Annotated in this window: 9 protein-coding genes, 1 tRNA gene and 1 pseudogene; 4 read left to right on the top strand and 7 right to left on the bottom strand. The window is 49.7% G+C overall.

What is annotated here, in order from left to right; genetic code table 11:
* Positions 1–108 precede the first annotated feature (108 nt).
* The 3 genes from FIT99_RS06840 to FIT99_RS06830 are packed head-to-tail and all read right to left on the bottom strand — an operon-like array spanning position 109 to position 3,006.
* Complete coding sequence (locus tag FIT99_RS06840) at positions 109–1,362, bottom strand: hypothetical protein (RefSeq protein ID WP_140003597.1); 1,254 nt, start codon at positions 1,360–1,362, stop codon at positions 109–111.
* Positions 1,363–1,410: 48 nt separating this feature from the next.
* Entirely contained in the window at positions 1,411–1,899 is a 489-nt protein-coding gene (locus FIT99_RS06835; protein WP_140003596.1) for a hypothetical protein, read from the bottom strand.
* A 15-nt stretch (positions 1,900–1,914) separates the two neighbouring features.
* The gene (locus FIT99_RS06830) at positions 1,915–3,006 is read right to left on the bottom strand and encodes a hypothetical protein (protein ID WP_189524717.1); all 1,092 of its coding nucleotides are present in this window, start codon (positions 3,004–3,006) and stop codon (positions 1,915–1,917) included.
* A gap of 175 nt (positions 3,007–3,181) precedes the next feature.
* Between FIT99_RS06830 and FIT99_RS06825 the strand changes: the two are divergent.
* A pseudogene (locus FIT99_RS06825) lies at positions 3,182–4,255 on the top strand (IS3 family transposase); the annotation flags it as partial.
* A gap of 204 nt (positions 4,256–4,459) precedes the next feature.
* On the opposite strand, the gene FIT99_RS06820 reads toward FIT99_RS06825, so the two are convergent.
* Both FIT99_RS06820 and FIT99_RS06815 read right to left on the bottom strand, forming a co-directional pair.
* Positions 4,460–5,110 carry a PEP-CTERM sorting domain-containing protein gene (locus FIT99_RS06820; RefSeq protein WP_140003594.1) on the bottom strand — a complete coding sequence of 217 codons (651 nt, stop codon included), beginning with the start codon at positions 5,108–5,110 and terminating at the stop codon, positions 4,460–4,462.
* A 328-nt stretch (positions 5,111–5,438) separates the two neighbouring features.
* Positions 5,439–5,523: transfer RNA gene (locus FIT99_RS06815), tRNA-Leu, on the bottom strand.
* Between the two features lie 35 nt (positions 5,524–5,558).
* On the opposite strand from FIT99_RS06815, the gene rnr reads away from it, so the two are divergent.
* The 3 genes from rnr (at position 5,559) to FIT99_RS06800 (ending at position 10,714) form a co-directional block, all read left to right on the top strand.
* Positions 5,559–8,027: a ribonuclease R gene (rnr, locus tag FIT99_RS06810; protein WP_140003593.1), complete on the top strand. Its 2,469-nt coding sequence runs from the start codon at positions 5,559–5,561 to the stop codon at positions 8,025–8,027.
* A 140-nt stretch (positions 8,028–8,167) separates the two neighbouring features.
* Positions 8,168–8,929 (top strand): 23S rRNA (guanosine(2251)-2'-O)-methyltransferase RlmB, encoded by a 762-nt coding sequence (gene rlmB, locus FIT99_RS06805; protein ID WP_140003592.1) that lies wholly within the window; start codon positions 8,168–8,170, stop codon positions 8,927–8,929.
* Between the two features lie 9 nt (positions 8,930–8,938).
* Positions 8,939–10,714, top strand: coding sequence for an ABC transporter ATP-binding protein (locus FIT99_RS06800; protein WP_140003591.1), 1,776 nt, complete (start codon positions 8,939–8,941; stop codon positions 10,712–10,714).
* A 104-nt stretch (positions 10,715–10,818) separates the two neighbouring features.
* On the opposite strand, the gene FIT99_RS06795 is transcribed toward FIT99_RS06800, so the two are convergent.
* Entirely contained in the window at positions 10,819–12,570 is a 1,752-nt protein-coding gene (locus FIT99_RS06795) for an adenylyl cyclase (protein WP_189524716.1), read from the bottom strand.
* A gap of 106 nt (positions 12,571–12,676) precedes the next feature.
* Positions 12,677–14,167, bottom strand: a complete 1,491-nt coding sequence (gene mqo / locus FIT99_RS06790; RefSeq protein ID WP_140003589.1) for a malate dehydrogenase (quinone) — start codon at positions 14,165–14,167, stop codon at positions 12,677–12,679.
* Positions 14,168–14,283: the final 116 nt, after the last annotated feature.

Here is a 14,283-nt window from a genome sequence, read left to right as displayed (position 1 = left end):
ACCCAACGGGTCTAAACAAAATAGACCTGAAAGGCGTGCAAACCCCTCACGCAGGCGCGTGCGGGTCAGCAAGGAAGTGTTACCGAACCCTTTCAAGCAAGATATCCTTTATTGGATAATCACGTTGAAATAAACGGTAATGTAATTACCTGCTGCCAATGTGCCATTCCAACCTGACAACCCACTCCCCGCTAAAGTAGCGTAGTTAATGGTGATGTTGGAACCGGAAGCAGTGGCACCATTCGTGGTGGCTTGACCCGTAACGCCTGGCGCAGTGTAGCCGCCGCCAGTACCTGTGCCTGTCACCGCGCCAAACCCAGTGGTAGAAAGCGAAGTGCCGCTTGCTGAGCATGCGGTTGCCGCTGGGCTTCCTGTGCCACTAATGAGTTTAGGGTCAAATGACAATCCTGTTGGAAGCACATCTAGCAATTGCGTGAGCTGTGTATCCACCGTGCCCGTGTTAGCCACTGTAATGGCATATTGCACATAACCACCAGGAATATTTTTTGGGTTGCTTGTGCCGTTAACAGGGTCACAAATGGTTGCCATGGTTTTAGTTACATTCAACACAGCTGGTACCAAGCGGTAAGCATCTAACGCAAAAGCTTGCCCATCGCTAGCGATTTGCCCAGGGTCAGTGCCTGTACTATTGGCTGTGGTAGAAGGATCAGCAAAGACGATTTCCACCGTATTTGTGCCATTGGGACCCGTGCTAGCGGTAAGTGGTGCGCCTTGCGTACCTGCCGTACCGCCTGCATTAGTGGTTGCGGTCATACGGACAGCCGCTTGATTTGGCGTGGTGGTTGGGGTTGCTGGCATGTCACACACTGCGTAAACAGTTTTAGTGGCATCAGGGGCAAGTTCATCAATGAAAATGGCCGTATCTTGCGCCACTTGATAGTCTGCCGTGGCGCCACTTTCAACAAAGGCGCTACAACTGCTAGTGTTGTAAGTATCGGCTTGTGTGAACACCGTACCTGAGTCATTGGTGGCTGAAATGCCAAAATCTTGCACGGTGTTACCATTGTTGGTTACCGTGAAGGTGGTGACCGCTTTGGGTTGCCCTGGCACAACGGCAGTAAAGGTGCCGTTGCTTTCTATGACGGTGAGATTAACTTTATTATCCACCTTAAACGTCGTCACTGTCCCATTGCCTGTCCCTGGCGTGCTGTTGCCAGAGGGCGATGATTCAATCGGGGTTTGTGGTGCGCCCCCAGCAGAAAAGCTTAAAGTGGCTTTATTGTCAATATTAGTGCCAGAGAGCGTGCCCGCCGCCCAAGCACTCTGTTGCGATAAGCCCAAAGCCAAGCCTAGGGCGACTAACCCTAGTTTTAGCTTGAGCGTAGCTTGTTGAAACTTCATGATATTTCTCCTTGCTGAAAAAAACAAAATAACTACTTAATTTAAAAACTACTTAACTACCGAAATGAAACTAACGCTACTTTCTTTACCAACGGCAAGCTCGCCCTTGTAAACCCAGCGAATATGCGTGTAATCGCTGGTTGTTGCAGGACGCTCACTGTCGTCCTTCCCTTTTACTTTTAAGGACGTTGCCGCCCCATAGGTTTTGCCGCCGTCAACAGAATATTGAATGTCCGTATTGTCGCCTTGGGCGCTCCCAGCCTCATAAACCGTGTGCTCAGGCACTGGGTTAGTGAGTGCAATGTTGTTCACAGGTTTGTTGCTGATGTTTTTAAATGTGGTGGTGTAAATGATTTTGGTATCTGGCGGGGCTGATTTAACCGGTACTCGCTTCACTTCTGTTTTGCCGTTCACCACGCTTTTGATTTCTTTTTCGGCAATACTTTTTACCTCCACTGCGCCTTTTTCGGCATGCGCAAGCAAAGGGGTCAACCACATGCTGGTAAACAACACAAGGGCAGGGAGGAGGGGCTGCATACAAATTCCTTTCGTTTAGTTAATGGTTGCGTTAAATTCAATCGCAATCACGTTAGGGGCGGGCACATCTCCCAAATTCACCGATAACGTGTTGCTAGAAAAAGAAACGTTGTTGGGGCTGTAACTCACCGTGGCAGAACCCGCTACATAGCGAACTTGCGCGGGCATCGGGTCGGCGATGATTAAATTTTTAGCCACCCCACTGGCACCTGCCACATTCACAGTTAAGCGATAACGCACCATCGCGCCGGGGGTTAATAAAGCGGGGTTGTTGGGGCTAATCAAGGTTTTTAGCAAGGTGACGGTGGCACTGGTGACCACTTTGTATGCATTAATGGCGGTTGATTGTGCATCGCGCGCTACTTGCCCTGGGTCAGTGCCATTGGCGCTAGCCGTACTGGCGGCATCGGCAAACACAATATCTACGCGATTAGGGTCATTGGTAGTAGATTCCCTCAACAAAGGCGCCGATTCGATCCCCGGCGTGCCCCCCGCTGTGGTGGTGGCAGTTAAACGCACATTAGCCTGTTCGCCAGTATTCAAGCCATTAGGGATATTACAAACGGCATAAACCGTTTTTTGCGCATCAGGGGCTAATTCGTCTAGGTAACTCAACTTGTCTTCACTGGCTTGATACCCGGCATTGGCGCCGCTCTCCACTCGCACAGTGCAAGAGGTGGCATCAAAACTATCCGAGCCAGCAAGCACTAGCCCACCAGAAGCTAAATTATCCAACACCAAATGAAAATCTTGCGTTGCATTGCCCAAATTGGTCACCTGCCAACTGGTGATTGCCGCAGATTGCCCTGAAAACACATTGCTGACCAAGCTAGCAGGCTGCACGCTTAAATTGATTTTATTATCCACCTTGAAAATGGTAGGCAAACCCTGCCCAATCCCAGCGCTACTATTGCCTAGAGGTGAAGATTCGATAGGGGCGCCGCCCAAATAAGTGACAGTGGCGAGGTTGTTAATGCTGGTGTTGGCAGGGGTTCCGACCGCAAAGGCTGATGTAGCAAGACTTAAAAAAAAACTGCAAAACACTATAGCGCGCATCATCAAGCGCGCTGCCCAAAATACCCCCCCCATTCCTTTGCTAGTGTTCATCTTTTTATACAACTTTTTTCTTTTTTTAAGCAAAAGCATTAATTAAATAACATAAATTAATTATAGTTGTTTAATTGTAAATTTAGTAGGGGAATTTATTGTGTTATGTGAATCGCCACTTATTTGCTAGACACTTTTAAGCCCTAATAATGGCTAAAAATTAAGCTGGAGTAAGAGTGGGAAACGTTTTCCAGAAAAATTCAAAAAAGCAGCCGTCCGTCAAATCACAGAAGGCGGATATGCTGTACTTGAAGTGGCACGCAGATTGGATGTCACGGTTGATAGTCTGTATACCTAGGTCAGGAAGTACGGCCCAGACGCAGCAGAGCATCAAGCAAAAACAGCTGAACAAGCAGAGTTGCAACGCTTGCGTAGGAAACTTAAGCGAGTGACTGAAGAGCGAGATATATTAAAAAAAGCCGCGGCATACTTCGCGAAGCGGTCAGGCTGAGGTATGTCTTTAACAACAGCACCAGGACTGCTGGCCGATACGGTGGCTCTGCAAGCTGCTGCATGTTCATTCGAGTGGGTTTTATGCCTAGTTGAAGCAACCGCATTCCAAGACTTATCAAACCAGCCAGCGGCAATCTGGCCTCATTAAGCAAAGCTGGTTGGAGACTGGTGGTGAGTATGGTTATCGCAATGTGCATAGCGATTTGCGCGCTTGGGGTGAGTACAATGGAATTAACCGCGGTTACAAGTTGATGCATCAGCACGGTGTAAAGGCATTGGTTGGCTATCGTAAGCCACGCTATTATAGTGGCAAGGCTAATACGCTGAACCGTGAATTCAACCCAGTGAGGCCGAATCAATCATGGGTGTCTGACATTACCTATACTCGCATGCATGAGGGTTGGTTATATCTGGCAGCTGTGATGGACTTATTCTCCCGCCGCATTCTAGGCTGGTTTATGCAGTCGCGCATTACAAAAGCGCTGGTATTGGATGCATTGCTAATGGCTGTGTGGCGTAGAAAGCCTGAACAAAAGGTGCTGATTCATTCGGATCAGGGTAGCCAATATACCAGTGAAGACTGGATGCTGTTTCTCAAAGCACACAATCTTGAATCCAACATGAGTCGCAGAGGTAACGGCCATGATAATGCTGTGGCTGAGAGCTTCTTTCAACTATTGAAGCGTGAGAGCTTTAAACGCAAATATACAACGACCGAGATGAATCTAAACGGAATATCTTCGATTACATCGAGTTCTTTTACAACTCAAAACGAAGACACAATTCCAATAACTGATTATCTCCGATAGACTTTGAAAATCAGTTCAATCAACCGGCTGAACAGTGTCTACAAAGTTAGTGGCGATTCAGATGGGTAACCTACTAGCTCCTTATATTGATTAATCATTATATGGGCATGCAAATCTCAGTTTTGAGGCATAAACTAAAAAAGCCACGCTGAAAACAAAGCGTGGCTTTTAATCAATCTTGAATTAAATGATTAAGCAGCGTTTTTACGACGAGCGATCAAACCCATCAGACCCAGACCAGCGATCATCAGTGCGTATTCGCTTGGCTCAGGCACTGCCGCGACCGCAGTCACGTCAGAGGATATGAATTCAACGCGTAAACCAGTTGGATTACCGGTAGCTAGTGCCTGATTGGTTAACACGAAAGTTAAGGTGTTGATGCCTGCCACAAAGTTAGAAGATGTTGCTGAGAAAGCGCTCCATTCTCTGTAACCATTTGCGGTGCCGATCTGAGTGCCGTTCAAGTAAGCGATCGCGGAGTTATCTGCTGCGAATTGCGCTGAAAAGCTCGCAGTGCTGGCGTTAAACCCTGTCAGATCAAATGTCGTGGACCATGTGTACACGCCATCCGCAGTTGGGTCTAAAGAGTCACCTTGGTTTTGTGTCGGTGTTAACCATGAAGAGGTGGCTGTATTTTCGAGCCATGGGCCGATTGGAAAAGAGCCATTCGCTGCAACATAGCCAAATGAGCCAACGGTTGTGGTTGCGCTTGATAAAGCGTAATTCGTGTCTTGCTGACCTGCTGAAAGACCTGCCCCCGTGTTGTATAAGCCTGCAATGACGTCAGCGTTTGCGTTTAATGATGCCAACCCCATGGCTACTACTAAAGCTAGTTTTTTCATTGATATCTCCAGTTTTTTTAATATTTCATCGCTCGACAAGGCCATTTAATGACTTAAATGTCACCTTGAACGTAAAATTACTATGAGTTTGCATCGACTGTCATTAGCCCGTTTAGGCTATCGCGATAACATTTAGGGGCGGTTTAGGCAGATTGCCTACAGTCTAGACTTTTGTTTTGCAGAGGGATAATCGCGGGAAGTTAAATCAGGCAGCTGCTAATTGATGATAAACTGTGGGTATGTTTCAAATTCGCAGTTCAAAAAAAACCACACAATCAAAAATCGGAATAAATTTCCAACCTGAATATTTGTGTGGTTTTTTTGAATTTGGTGCCCAGAAGAGGACTCGAACCTCCACGTCGTTAAACACTAGTACCTGAAACTAGCGCGTCTACCAATTTCGCCATCTGGGCTTAAGAAGCACTGCATTTTAAAGGAAGAATTAATATTGTCAACCAGAAAAACCAAAAAAACCCTGCGTGCAAATGACCCGCAGGCCAAGCGAGAAGCCGAGTTATACCAAACGCCACTGCCTAGTCGAGAGTTAGTGTTGCAGCTACTTTCGGACCAAGGAATTCCCCTCAGTGCCGACCAAATTTACCTACTTCTGGACATCAGCGCCGATGAGCGAGACATCTTCAACCGCCGGCTCGGTGCGATGGAGCGTGATGGCCAACTGATGCGGAATCGCAAGGGTGCATTTTGCTTGCCGGATAAGATTCATTTGATTGCAGGCACGGTATTTGGTCACAGCGACGGTTTTGGCTTTTTGCAGCCAGATGATAAAACTAAAAACCCCGAAGATATCTTTTTAGGCCCCAAAGAGATGACCTTGGTGATGCATGGCGACCGAGCCATGGTGCGGTTGGCTGGGCTTGATCGCAAGGGTCGTCCAGAGGGTAAATTGGTAGAAGTGCTAGAGCGAGCTAATAAGACGCTAGTTGGTCGGGTGATTCGAGCGCAAGGGGTGACGATTGTTGCCGCTGAAGACAAGCGCATCAGCCAAGACGTGTTGATTCCATATCATTTAGATATGGATGCGCAAGTGGGGCAGATTGTCACGGTTGAACTGACCGAATATCCCTCGTCTCACTCAAGCCCGATGGGTAAGATTGTCGAAATTTTGGGCAATTATGCTGATAGCGGCATGGAGATCGAGATTGCCCTACGCAAGCATCATTTGCCGCATCAATTTAACCCAGCTGCAGTCAAGCAGGCCGAAGATTTTCCGAGAACAGTGCAAGCCAAGGATTACAAAGGCCGCAAAGATTTGCGTGCCTTGCCATTAATCACTATTGATGGCGAAACTGCACGGGATTTTGATGATGCCGTATTTGCCGAGCCGCAAGGCAAAGGCTGGCGCCTAGTGGTGGCGATTGCCGATGTGAGCTTTTATGTGCAGCCCGGCGATGCGTTGGACAAAGAGGCATACGATCGCGGTAACTCGGTCTACTTTCCCCGTCGCGTGATCCCAATGCTGCCAGAAGCCTTATCCAATGGTTTGTGTTCATTGAATCCGGACGTTGAGCGCTTGTGTATGGTCTGCGACATGCAGGTAGATAGTCTGGGCGTTGTTAAACAATATCAATTCTATCCCTCTGTCATGCTGTCAAAAGCGCGCATGACCTACACCAAAGTGCATGCATTATTACAGGCGGAAGATGCCGCATTGACCGAGGAATACGCTTGGTTGATGCCGCATCTGCAACACTTAAACAGTGTGTATAAATTGATGCTCACGCAACGTGAAAAGCGGGGTGCGGTTGAGTTTGAGTCGACTGAAACCATGATGGTATTCAATGACAATGGCAAGATCGACAAAATTGTGCCGGTGACGCGCAACGAGGCACACAAGTTAATTGAAGAATGCATGCTGGCTGCGAATGTGTGCGCGGCAGACTTTTTGCTCACAAACGAGCAAACCTGTTTGTTCCGCATTCATGAAGGCCCGACGCCCGAAAAACTCGAGGCCTTACGTTTGTTTATGGGCGAGTTTGGCTTTGGGGTGGGTGGTGGTGAGAAACCAAGCGCCAAAGATTATGCCAAGCTGATGCAGCGTATCAAGGCGCGCCCCGATGCACAGTTGCTGCAAACCGTGATGCTGCGGTCAATGCAACAAGCGGTTTACAGTCCAGACAATGTTGGCCACTTTGGTTTGGCTTACGACGCTTATACCCACTTTACCTCACCGATTCGTCGTTATCCGGATTTGCTGGTTCACCGCGCGATTAAAGCGGTGGTTGAAGGTAAACGCTATCAAGCAAAAGACTGGCATCAATTAGGCGTACATTGCTCCATGACTGAGCGTCGCGCTGATGATGCGACGCGTGATGTGACCAATTGGCTGAAATGTTTTTACATGCAAGATAAGGTCGGCGAGGTGTTCAGTGGCACCGTGGCTGGCGTCACCAGCTTTGGTTTGTTTGTGGCGCTGGATGAGGTGTATGTCGAAGGCTTATTGCATGTGACGGACCTGGGTAACGATTACTTTATTCACGACAAAGCTCGTCACGAAATGGTGGGCGAGCGCACTGGCGTGCGTTATCGGTTAGGCGACCGTTTGACAGTAAAAGTGGTTCGGGTAGACCTGGAAACCGCCCGCATCGACTTTACACTCGCAGGCACAGTTGAAGCGGCTAGTGAGTTAACCGGGGAAGGCGCGGGCACAGATGCGCCTAAAAAAGTAAGCCATGAGCGTAAAGCCAGCAGCCTAAGCCCATTTGCATCGACTAAAACCGCGACCGTTGCCCGGACAAAGTCAGCGACAGCGAAATCGGTCACTGGGCATCAAGAGAAAGCCAATACGGCGAAACCGGTGGCGGGTAAACCTGCTGCTGGCAAGTCACGCTCCGCCAAAGACAAAGGCCGCCATGCGGCGCAAAAAAATAAAGGCAAACCCAAGGCAAAAGCACGATAATAGCGCTTGGAATAAAAAGTAGTGTTTAGCGAGCTATTCGCGCAGCGCATGACAATGTCTTTACATTGTCGGGCCTGCGCGATTCGTGTTTTATCTTTTGCGATAGATATGCAAAAGTCATCAAAAAAATAGGAGTTACTATGTCAGAAGCCCGCATTCTGTTTGGTTTTCATGCGGTGCTGAGTCGCATGCGTCAGCATGGCAGCAGCATTCAGGAAATTATTATCGACCAAGACCGTGTCGACGCGCGTATGCGTGATCTGCTAGAAATGGCCAAATCGCAAAATATTCGTGTGATTCAAGCTGAGCGTCATCGTTTAGATGGCTTTATTGGTGCGCATGGTCGTCATCAGGGCGTCATCGCCCGCGTCATCGAAACCCCTATGCCGTACAAAGACATCCATGATGTATTAGAGTCAGATCTGGATGAACCACCGTTCTTTCTGATCCTCGATGGGGTACAAGATCCGCATAATTTGGGGGCTTGTTTGCGTGTGGCAGATGCGATGGGCGTGCATGCCATTATTGCGCCTAAGGATCGCTCAGTCGGTTTGAATGGCACCGTACGTAAAGTAGCCAGCGGCGCAGCCGAAACCGTGCCATTCATTTCGGTGACTAATCTGGCGCGCACCATCCGCGAGTTGAAAGAGGCAGGCGTGTATATTGTCGGCACAACCATGGATGCCCCGGGCTCTTTGCATAACACTAAACTTGAGGGACCGATCGCCTTGGTGATGGGCGCCGAAGGCGATGGGATGCGCCGTTTAACCCAAGAAACTTGCGACGCACTCATTACTATTCCGATGTTTGGCTCGGTACAAAGTTTGAACGTTAGTGTGGCCAGTGGCATTGCCTTGTACGAGATTCGTCGTCAGCGCGTATTGGCCGGTGGTAAAGCGTAACCTGCTGCGATGTTAACCTTAACTCATCTGTGGCAGCAATTGCGCCAGCATTCACGGCGTTTGTGGTTGGGCCAAAGTCTGGCATTTTTTGGGGCGACGGTCGCGGTTCCCATTCCGCTGCTGATGCCCTTGCTGGTGGATGAAGTGCTGTTACATCAACCCGGTAAACTGACCCAACTCATGACATGGTTGTTGCCAGCCGATTGGTTAGGCCCCATTGCCATCATATTGGTTGTCACGCTGCTCACCATGAGTTTGCGCTTGAGTAGCGTGTTATTGGGGGTGGCGACCACACGTATCTTTGTCGGATTATCTAAGCAGGTGACATTGCGGGTGCGTCAGACCTTACTCGATAAGCTGGCGCGCATTCGCATGCAAGTCTACGAAAGTCTCGGTGCGGGGCAAATTACCGCCAGGTTGTTAACCGATATTGAAACTTTGGACAAATTTTTAGGTGAAACCATTGCCAAGGTGCTGGTTGCGATACTCAGCGTCATCGGCGTGGCTGTAGTGCTGCTATGGATGCATTGGCAGTTGGCACTGATCATTTTGCTGTTGAATCCGTTTGTGATTGGCTTGACCATGGTGCTGGGTAAAAAGGTCAAACTATGGAAGCAACGGGAAAACAGCGCATTTGAAGTGTTGTCTCAATCTGTCAGTGAAACGCTGGAAGTCATGCAGCAATTGCGTGCCAGCAACAGTGACAAACGCTTTTTGGACAAAGCCAAACAAGCGGCTGAAAGTGTACGAGTGGCGGCGACGGCCTCAGGCTGGAAATCAGATGCCTTATCTCGATTGTCATTTGGTGTATTTTTATTTGGTTTTGAGATTTTTCGTGCTGTCGCCATGTTGATGGTGGTGTTTTCAGACCTGTCGGTTGGCCAAATGATCGCGGTCTTTGGTTATTTGTGGTTCATGATGGGCCCTGTGCAAGAGTTGCTATCCGTGCAGGTTTCGTTCTATGCGGCAAAAGCTGCGTTGGGCAGAATCAATCAGGTACTGGCGGCAGATGAAGAACCGCATTATCCAGCGCAGGTGGATGGTTTTCACGCACACAGCCCGGCTACCATTCGTTTGCAACAGGTGACTTTTGCCTATGCCGAAGGTAGCCCGATTTTGGAGGATGTCAGCCTCAACATTGCGCCGGGTGAACAAGTGGCGTTGGTAGGCGTTTCTGGGGCCGGCAAGTCCACTTTGGTACAGTTGTTATTAGGCTTGTATGCGCCGACCAAAGGCCAGATTTTATTTAATGGGCAAGCAATTGAACAACTCGGGTATGCGCAGGTGCGTGAACATCTCGGCGTTGTGTTACAGCAACCCATGCTTTTTAATGACAGCGTGCGGCAAAATTTAACCATGGACCAGCCTTATAACGATGCAGCGCTTTGGCATGCACTGGAGGTGGCGCAGCTGTCACAGTTTGTGCGCGATTTGCCGCAAGGACTGGATACGCAGCTTGGGCGCAGTGGGGTGCGCTTGTCTGGCGGGCAACGACAGCGTCTTGCCATCGCCCGCATGATGCTCAAACAGCCACAAGTCGTCATTTTAGATGAAGCGACCTCGATGCTGGATACGCATACTGAGGCCTTATTGCACCGCGCGATGCGCACATTCTTGCGCGGCCGCACGACGATTATCATTGCGCATCGTTTGTCTGCGGTGAAAGAAGCTGATCGGGTGTTGGTGTTTGATGGTGGGCGGATTATCGAAGAAGGCCAGCACGATACGCTAGTGAAACAAAATGGCAGCGTCTACCAGCGCCTATATGGCTCACAAACGGCATAATCAACCAATCGGTGGTCGATCAATCACATCCACCCATTAAATAAACATGTGAGCGGCGCCCATGCTACTGATTAACTGATCGGTGCTTGTTTAAACGCAATTGTTTATTGATCGCGCAACCTCGCAACATAATTTTGATCGTTCGCCCGCTCACCAAGGTCATTGAGCACATGGCTAATTTCACCAGTGCCTCCTAACGACACACTCGTTATGTGGTTAAAGCGGATATTGGCACCCTTAGGCGCTTCAACTGCGCTATTGAGTTTTACGCTCGGATTATCGTTAAAAAAACAATAAACGCCCATCCCTGTCGCTTGATGATGGGTCACATGGTCAGCGACCTTATAGGAAGCAAAGCCGTTGACTTCGCCATTCATCCAGCTTGCTTGGTCGGGCACATCATAAGGCGCTTCACTTTGATAAAAGTATACTGACCCATGCTCGCCGTTCCACACCGTTTGGTAGCCATGAAAGTGCTCTACAAATAAGCCATACATGGTGACATGATCGCCATTGACGACGATGCCATGCTTGCTGGTGTTGACGTTCCAGCCAATTCCGTCACCATGATCCCCGCGCCAGACCCAGAGATTATCGCCAATGACATCGTTGCTGTGGATGATGACACTCTGGGTTGCGTTGCCGACATGGGCGCCGCCGACTCTAAAAAAGGTGTCATGCAAGCTAATTGGATTATCAGCATGCCTTAGGTCTCGCTTATTGTCACCCACTTGCAGCAGTACCTCTGAATTTTGTGCGCCTGCGTCAAATAGAATGCCACCAATACTGACGCCGTCGACATCTGCCACCTTAAGTGCAGCATTGCCTGCGACCGGCATCAGTGTGGCAATGCCTAAGCCCAACACCACTGTATTGGGCTGCGTGACCTCGACAGGTGCGTTGAGCTGATAAATGCCCGGTGTCAACAGCACATGTTTCCCTTTGGCTAATGCCGCATTGAGGGTGATTGCGGTGTCAGTCGCGGCTTTGGCAATGTAAAACTGCGAGAGCGGGATCACTTTGGCCGGCGTATTCTTGGCTTGCCAGCTGATGCCGTGACTGTTTTTTTGCAAGGCTGGCACCACGACACTGTATTGGCCTTGGTGATCAATGGTTAAAAATGGTTTTTCACGCACCACAGGGGTTTCTTCAACCACGGTGTAAGGCGGAGTGGGCCACTGGTCACCTGCTGGCGCATGTTCAACCCCAACAAATACCATGTTCCAGTTTTGGTTGGTCCAGCTACCGAGGCTTGCGTTGCGGGTGAGCCATTGTTGCTGGGTGCCAGAATTCACTTGCTGATCAATGAGACTGTCCGCGATGAAGCCGCCGCTGGACCAGCCGCCATCGTCATCCAGCAACATATTGCCGCGCACATGAATGCGGCGCAGTGGCGCGGCCTGCGAAACCGCCCATTGCATAGTGCCGTTATCCGGCGTTACCGAGAGGTTTTCAACACTGCGCCAGAAATTTTGCGTGGCATCGCCACCATGCCAAGCGGCTTCAACGCGGATACCGCCTTGAAGCATCACCTCATCCGGAAATTGTCCGAGGCCAAGTAGCTGGGTATAAAAACCAAGTTTGACCTTGTTGTGATATACCCCGGGTTTGAACAACACCGCATAGCGCTCGGGGCCGAATTGGTTGGCTTCTTGTTGTTTAAACAGCTTATCTAAACGCTGTTGGATCTCCTCCGAGGCCATGGCAGGGTCCATGATAAGCACGTTAGGCCCAAAGTCAGGTGGCGCGACTGGGGTACTTTGCGCTCCATTCAGCTCGCAACCAAGCAACAGTAAAGCTGTCAGCCCAACACTCAAGGTTTTAAGTGTTGCATAATTTGGCAAAAATAAAGGCATAAACGATGGGCTTTCAATCAACATGACTAAAAAAGCTGACCGCAAGCAGGCGGCTGAGATTCAACTTTAGTCATGTTTTACGTTTGTTAAAATCGGCGACCGTTGGTTATTGGTTCAACTGCAGTGTGCTTAACGTGTCGCGACGAACGCGTGCAAGCAAGTCGGCATCGTCGATCAATGATTCGCCATAAGAAGGAATCAACGACTTTAAGTGATCCTGCCAGCTTTGGCTTTGCATTCGGCTGGCAAAGCAGCGCTGTAAAACGTCCAGCATGGCTTTGACACTCACAGACGCACCAGGAGACGCGCCGAGTAAGGCGGCTAAACTGCCATCGGCACTCGATACAATCTCGGTACCAAACTCCAGCTTGCCCCAATGTTGATGGCAACGCTTGATGATTTGTACACGCTGTCCGGCATGCGCTAATTGCCAATCATCGCTATCGGCATTGGGTAAAAACACGCGCAGAGATTGCATGCGTTGTTCATGGTTTTGAAATACTTCTTTGATTAAGTATTTTGTTAAGTCGAGGTGATGCCGGCCAACGCCCAACATACTTTTAATATTCTTGAGTTTGACGGATTTGGCCAAGTCAAAGCGAGAGCCCTGCTTTAAAAAACGGGTGGTAAATCCAGCATAGGGCCCAAACAGAAGGGCCGATTGACCTTGTATCATGCGCGTGTCCAAGTGGGGCACGGACATCGGCGGTGCACCCACCGCCGCTTGGCTGTAAACTTTGGCATGGTGGGTCTGAATCAACTTGTCATTGCGGCAAATCAACCACTGACCACTGACCGGAAAGCCGCCGTAACCATGTGCCTCCGGGATGCCGGATTGTTGCAACAGTGGCAGCGCGCCACCGCCTGCACCCAAAAACACGAAGGCTGACTGATACTGGTGGGCGCGTCCGGAGACTAAATCTTGGATGCGTATTTGCCAGCTTGTGCGCTCACGTTGCTGCACTGCTTTAAGCGAAGTCACCCGAGATTGCGTGAGCAAGGTGAAGTTAGGGCACGTTTTTAAGTAGGCCACCAGTTGTCGGGTGAGGGCGCCAAAATTGACATCTGAGCCATGTGCGACCCGAGTTGCCGCCATTGTGGCTGGTGATGTGCGGCCAGCCATCATCAATGGCATCCAGTCCTGCAGCGTATTAGCGCGATCGCTCCATTGCATGTCGGCAAATAATGGGTGGGCTTGTAATAGCGCAAACCGTTGACGTAAGAAGGCAGCATCTGCATCGCCCCAAACGGCGCTCAGATGGGGAACACGCTGAATGAAGTCGGCAGCATTTAATACCCCTTCTTTCACCAGTGTCGACCAGCATTGCAAAGAAACTTCATACGCGGCATTGATTTCTAGCGCTCGGCGGATTTGAATATCGCCATGCTTGTCTTTAGGGGTGTAGTTGAGCTCGCAATACCCGGCGTGACCAGTACCGGCATTATTTAACGCATCTGAACTCTCAAGCGCCACATCCTCCAGTTGTTCAACCATGCAGATCTGTAGTGTTGGATCGAGTCGATGTAGCAGAACTGCCAGCGTAGCGCTCATAATGCCGCCACCGACCAGCAATACATCGAGATCAGTTGTAGCCATGGTATGTCATTCCCCCGTGTTGAGGCGTTTGGATGTCAAACGCGCAATCATCGTGCCGCCGCGCATTATAATATAAATAGAAAACCCCGCCGCATGCTAGGCGCAACATGGTCGCT

Source organism: Methylophilus medardicus (assembly GCF_006363955.1).
Lineage (GTDB): Bacteria > Pseudomonadota > Gammaproteobacteria > Burkholderiales > Methylophilaceae > Methylophilus > Methylophilus medardensis.
This window is presented reverse-complemented; position numbering and strand designations above follow the sequence as displayed.

Excerpts from the sequence above, each read along its gene's own strand:
- FIT99_RS06840 (WP_140003597.1), bottom strand. The coding sequence starts at position 1,362 with ATGAAGTTTCAACAAGCTACGCTCAAGCTAAAACTAGGGTTAGTCGCC.
- FIT99_RS06835 (WP_140003596.1), bottom strand. The coding sequence starts at position 1,899 with ATGCAGCCCCTCCTCCCTGCCCTTGTGTTGTTTACCAGCATGTGGTTG.
- FIT99_RS06830 (WP_189524717.1), bottom strand. The coding sequence starts at position 3,006 with ATGAACACTAGCAAAGGAATGGGGGGGGTATTTTGGGCAGCGCGCTTG.
- FIT99_RS06820 (WP_140003594.1), bottom strand. The coding sequence starts at position 5,110 with ATGAAAAAACTAGCTTTAGTAGTAGCCATGGGGTTGGCATCATTAAAC.
- rlmB (WP_140003592.1), top strand. The coding sequence starts at position 8,168 with ATGTCAGAAGCCCGCATTCTGTTTGGTTTTCATGCGGTGCTGAGTCGC.
- FIT99_RS06800 (WP_140003591.1), top strand. The coding sequence starts at position 8,939 with ATGTTAACCTTAACTCATCTGTGGCAGCAATTGCGCCAGCATTCACGG.
- FIT99_RS06795 (WP_189524716.1), bottom strand. The coding sequence starts at position 12,570 with ATGCCTTTATTTTTGCCAAATTATGCAACACTTAAAACCTTGAGTGTT.
- mqo (WP_140003589.1), bottom strand. The coding sequence starts at position 14,167 with ATGGCTACAACTGATCTCGATGTATTGCTGGTCGGTGGCGGCATTATG.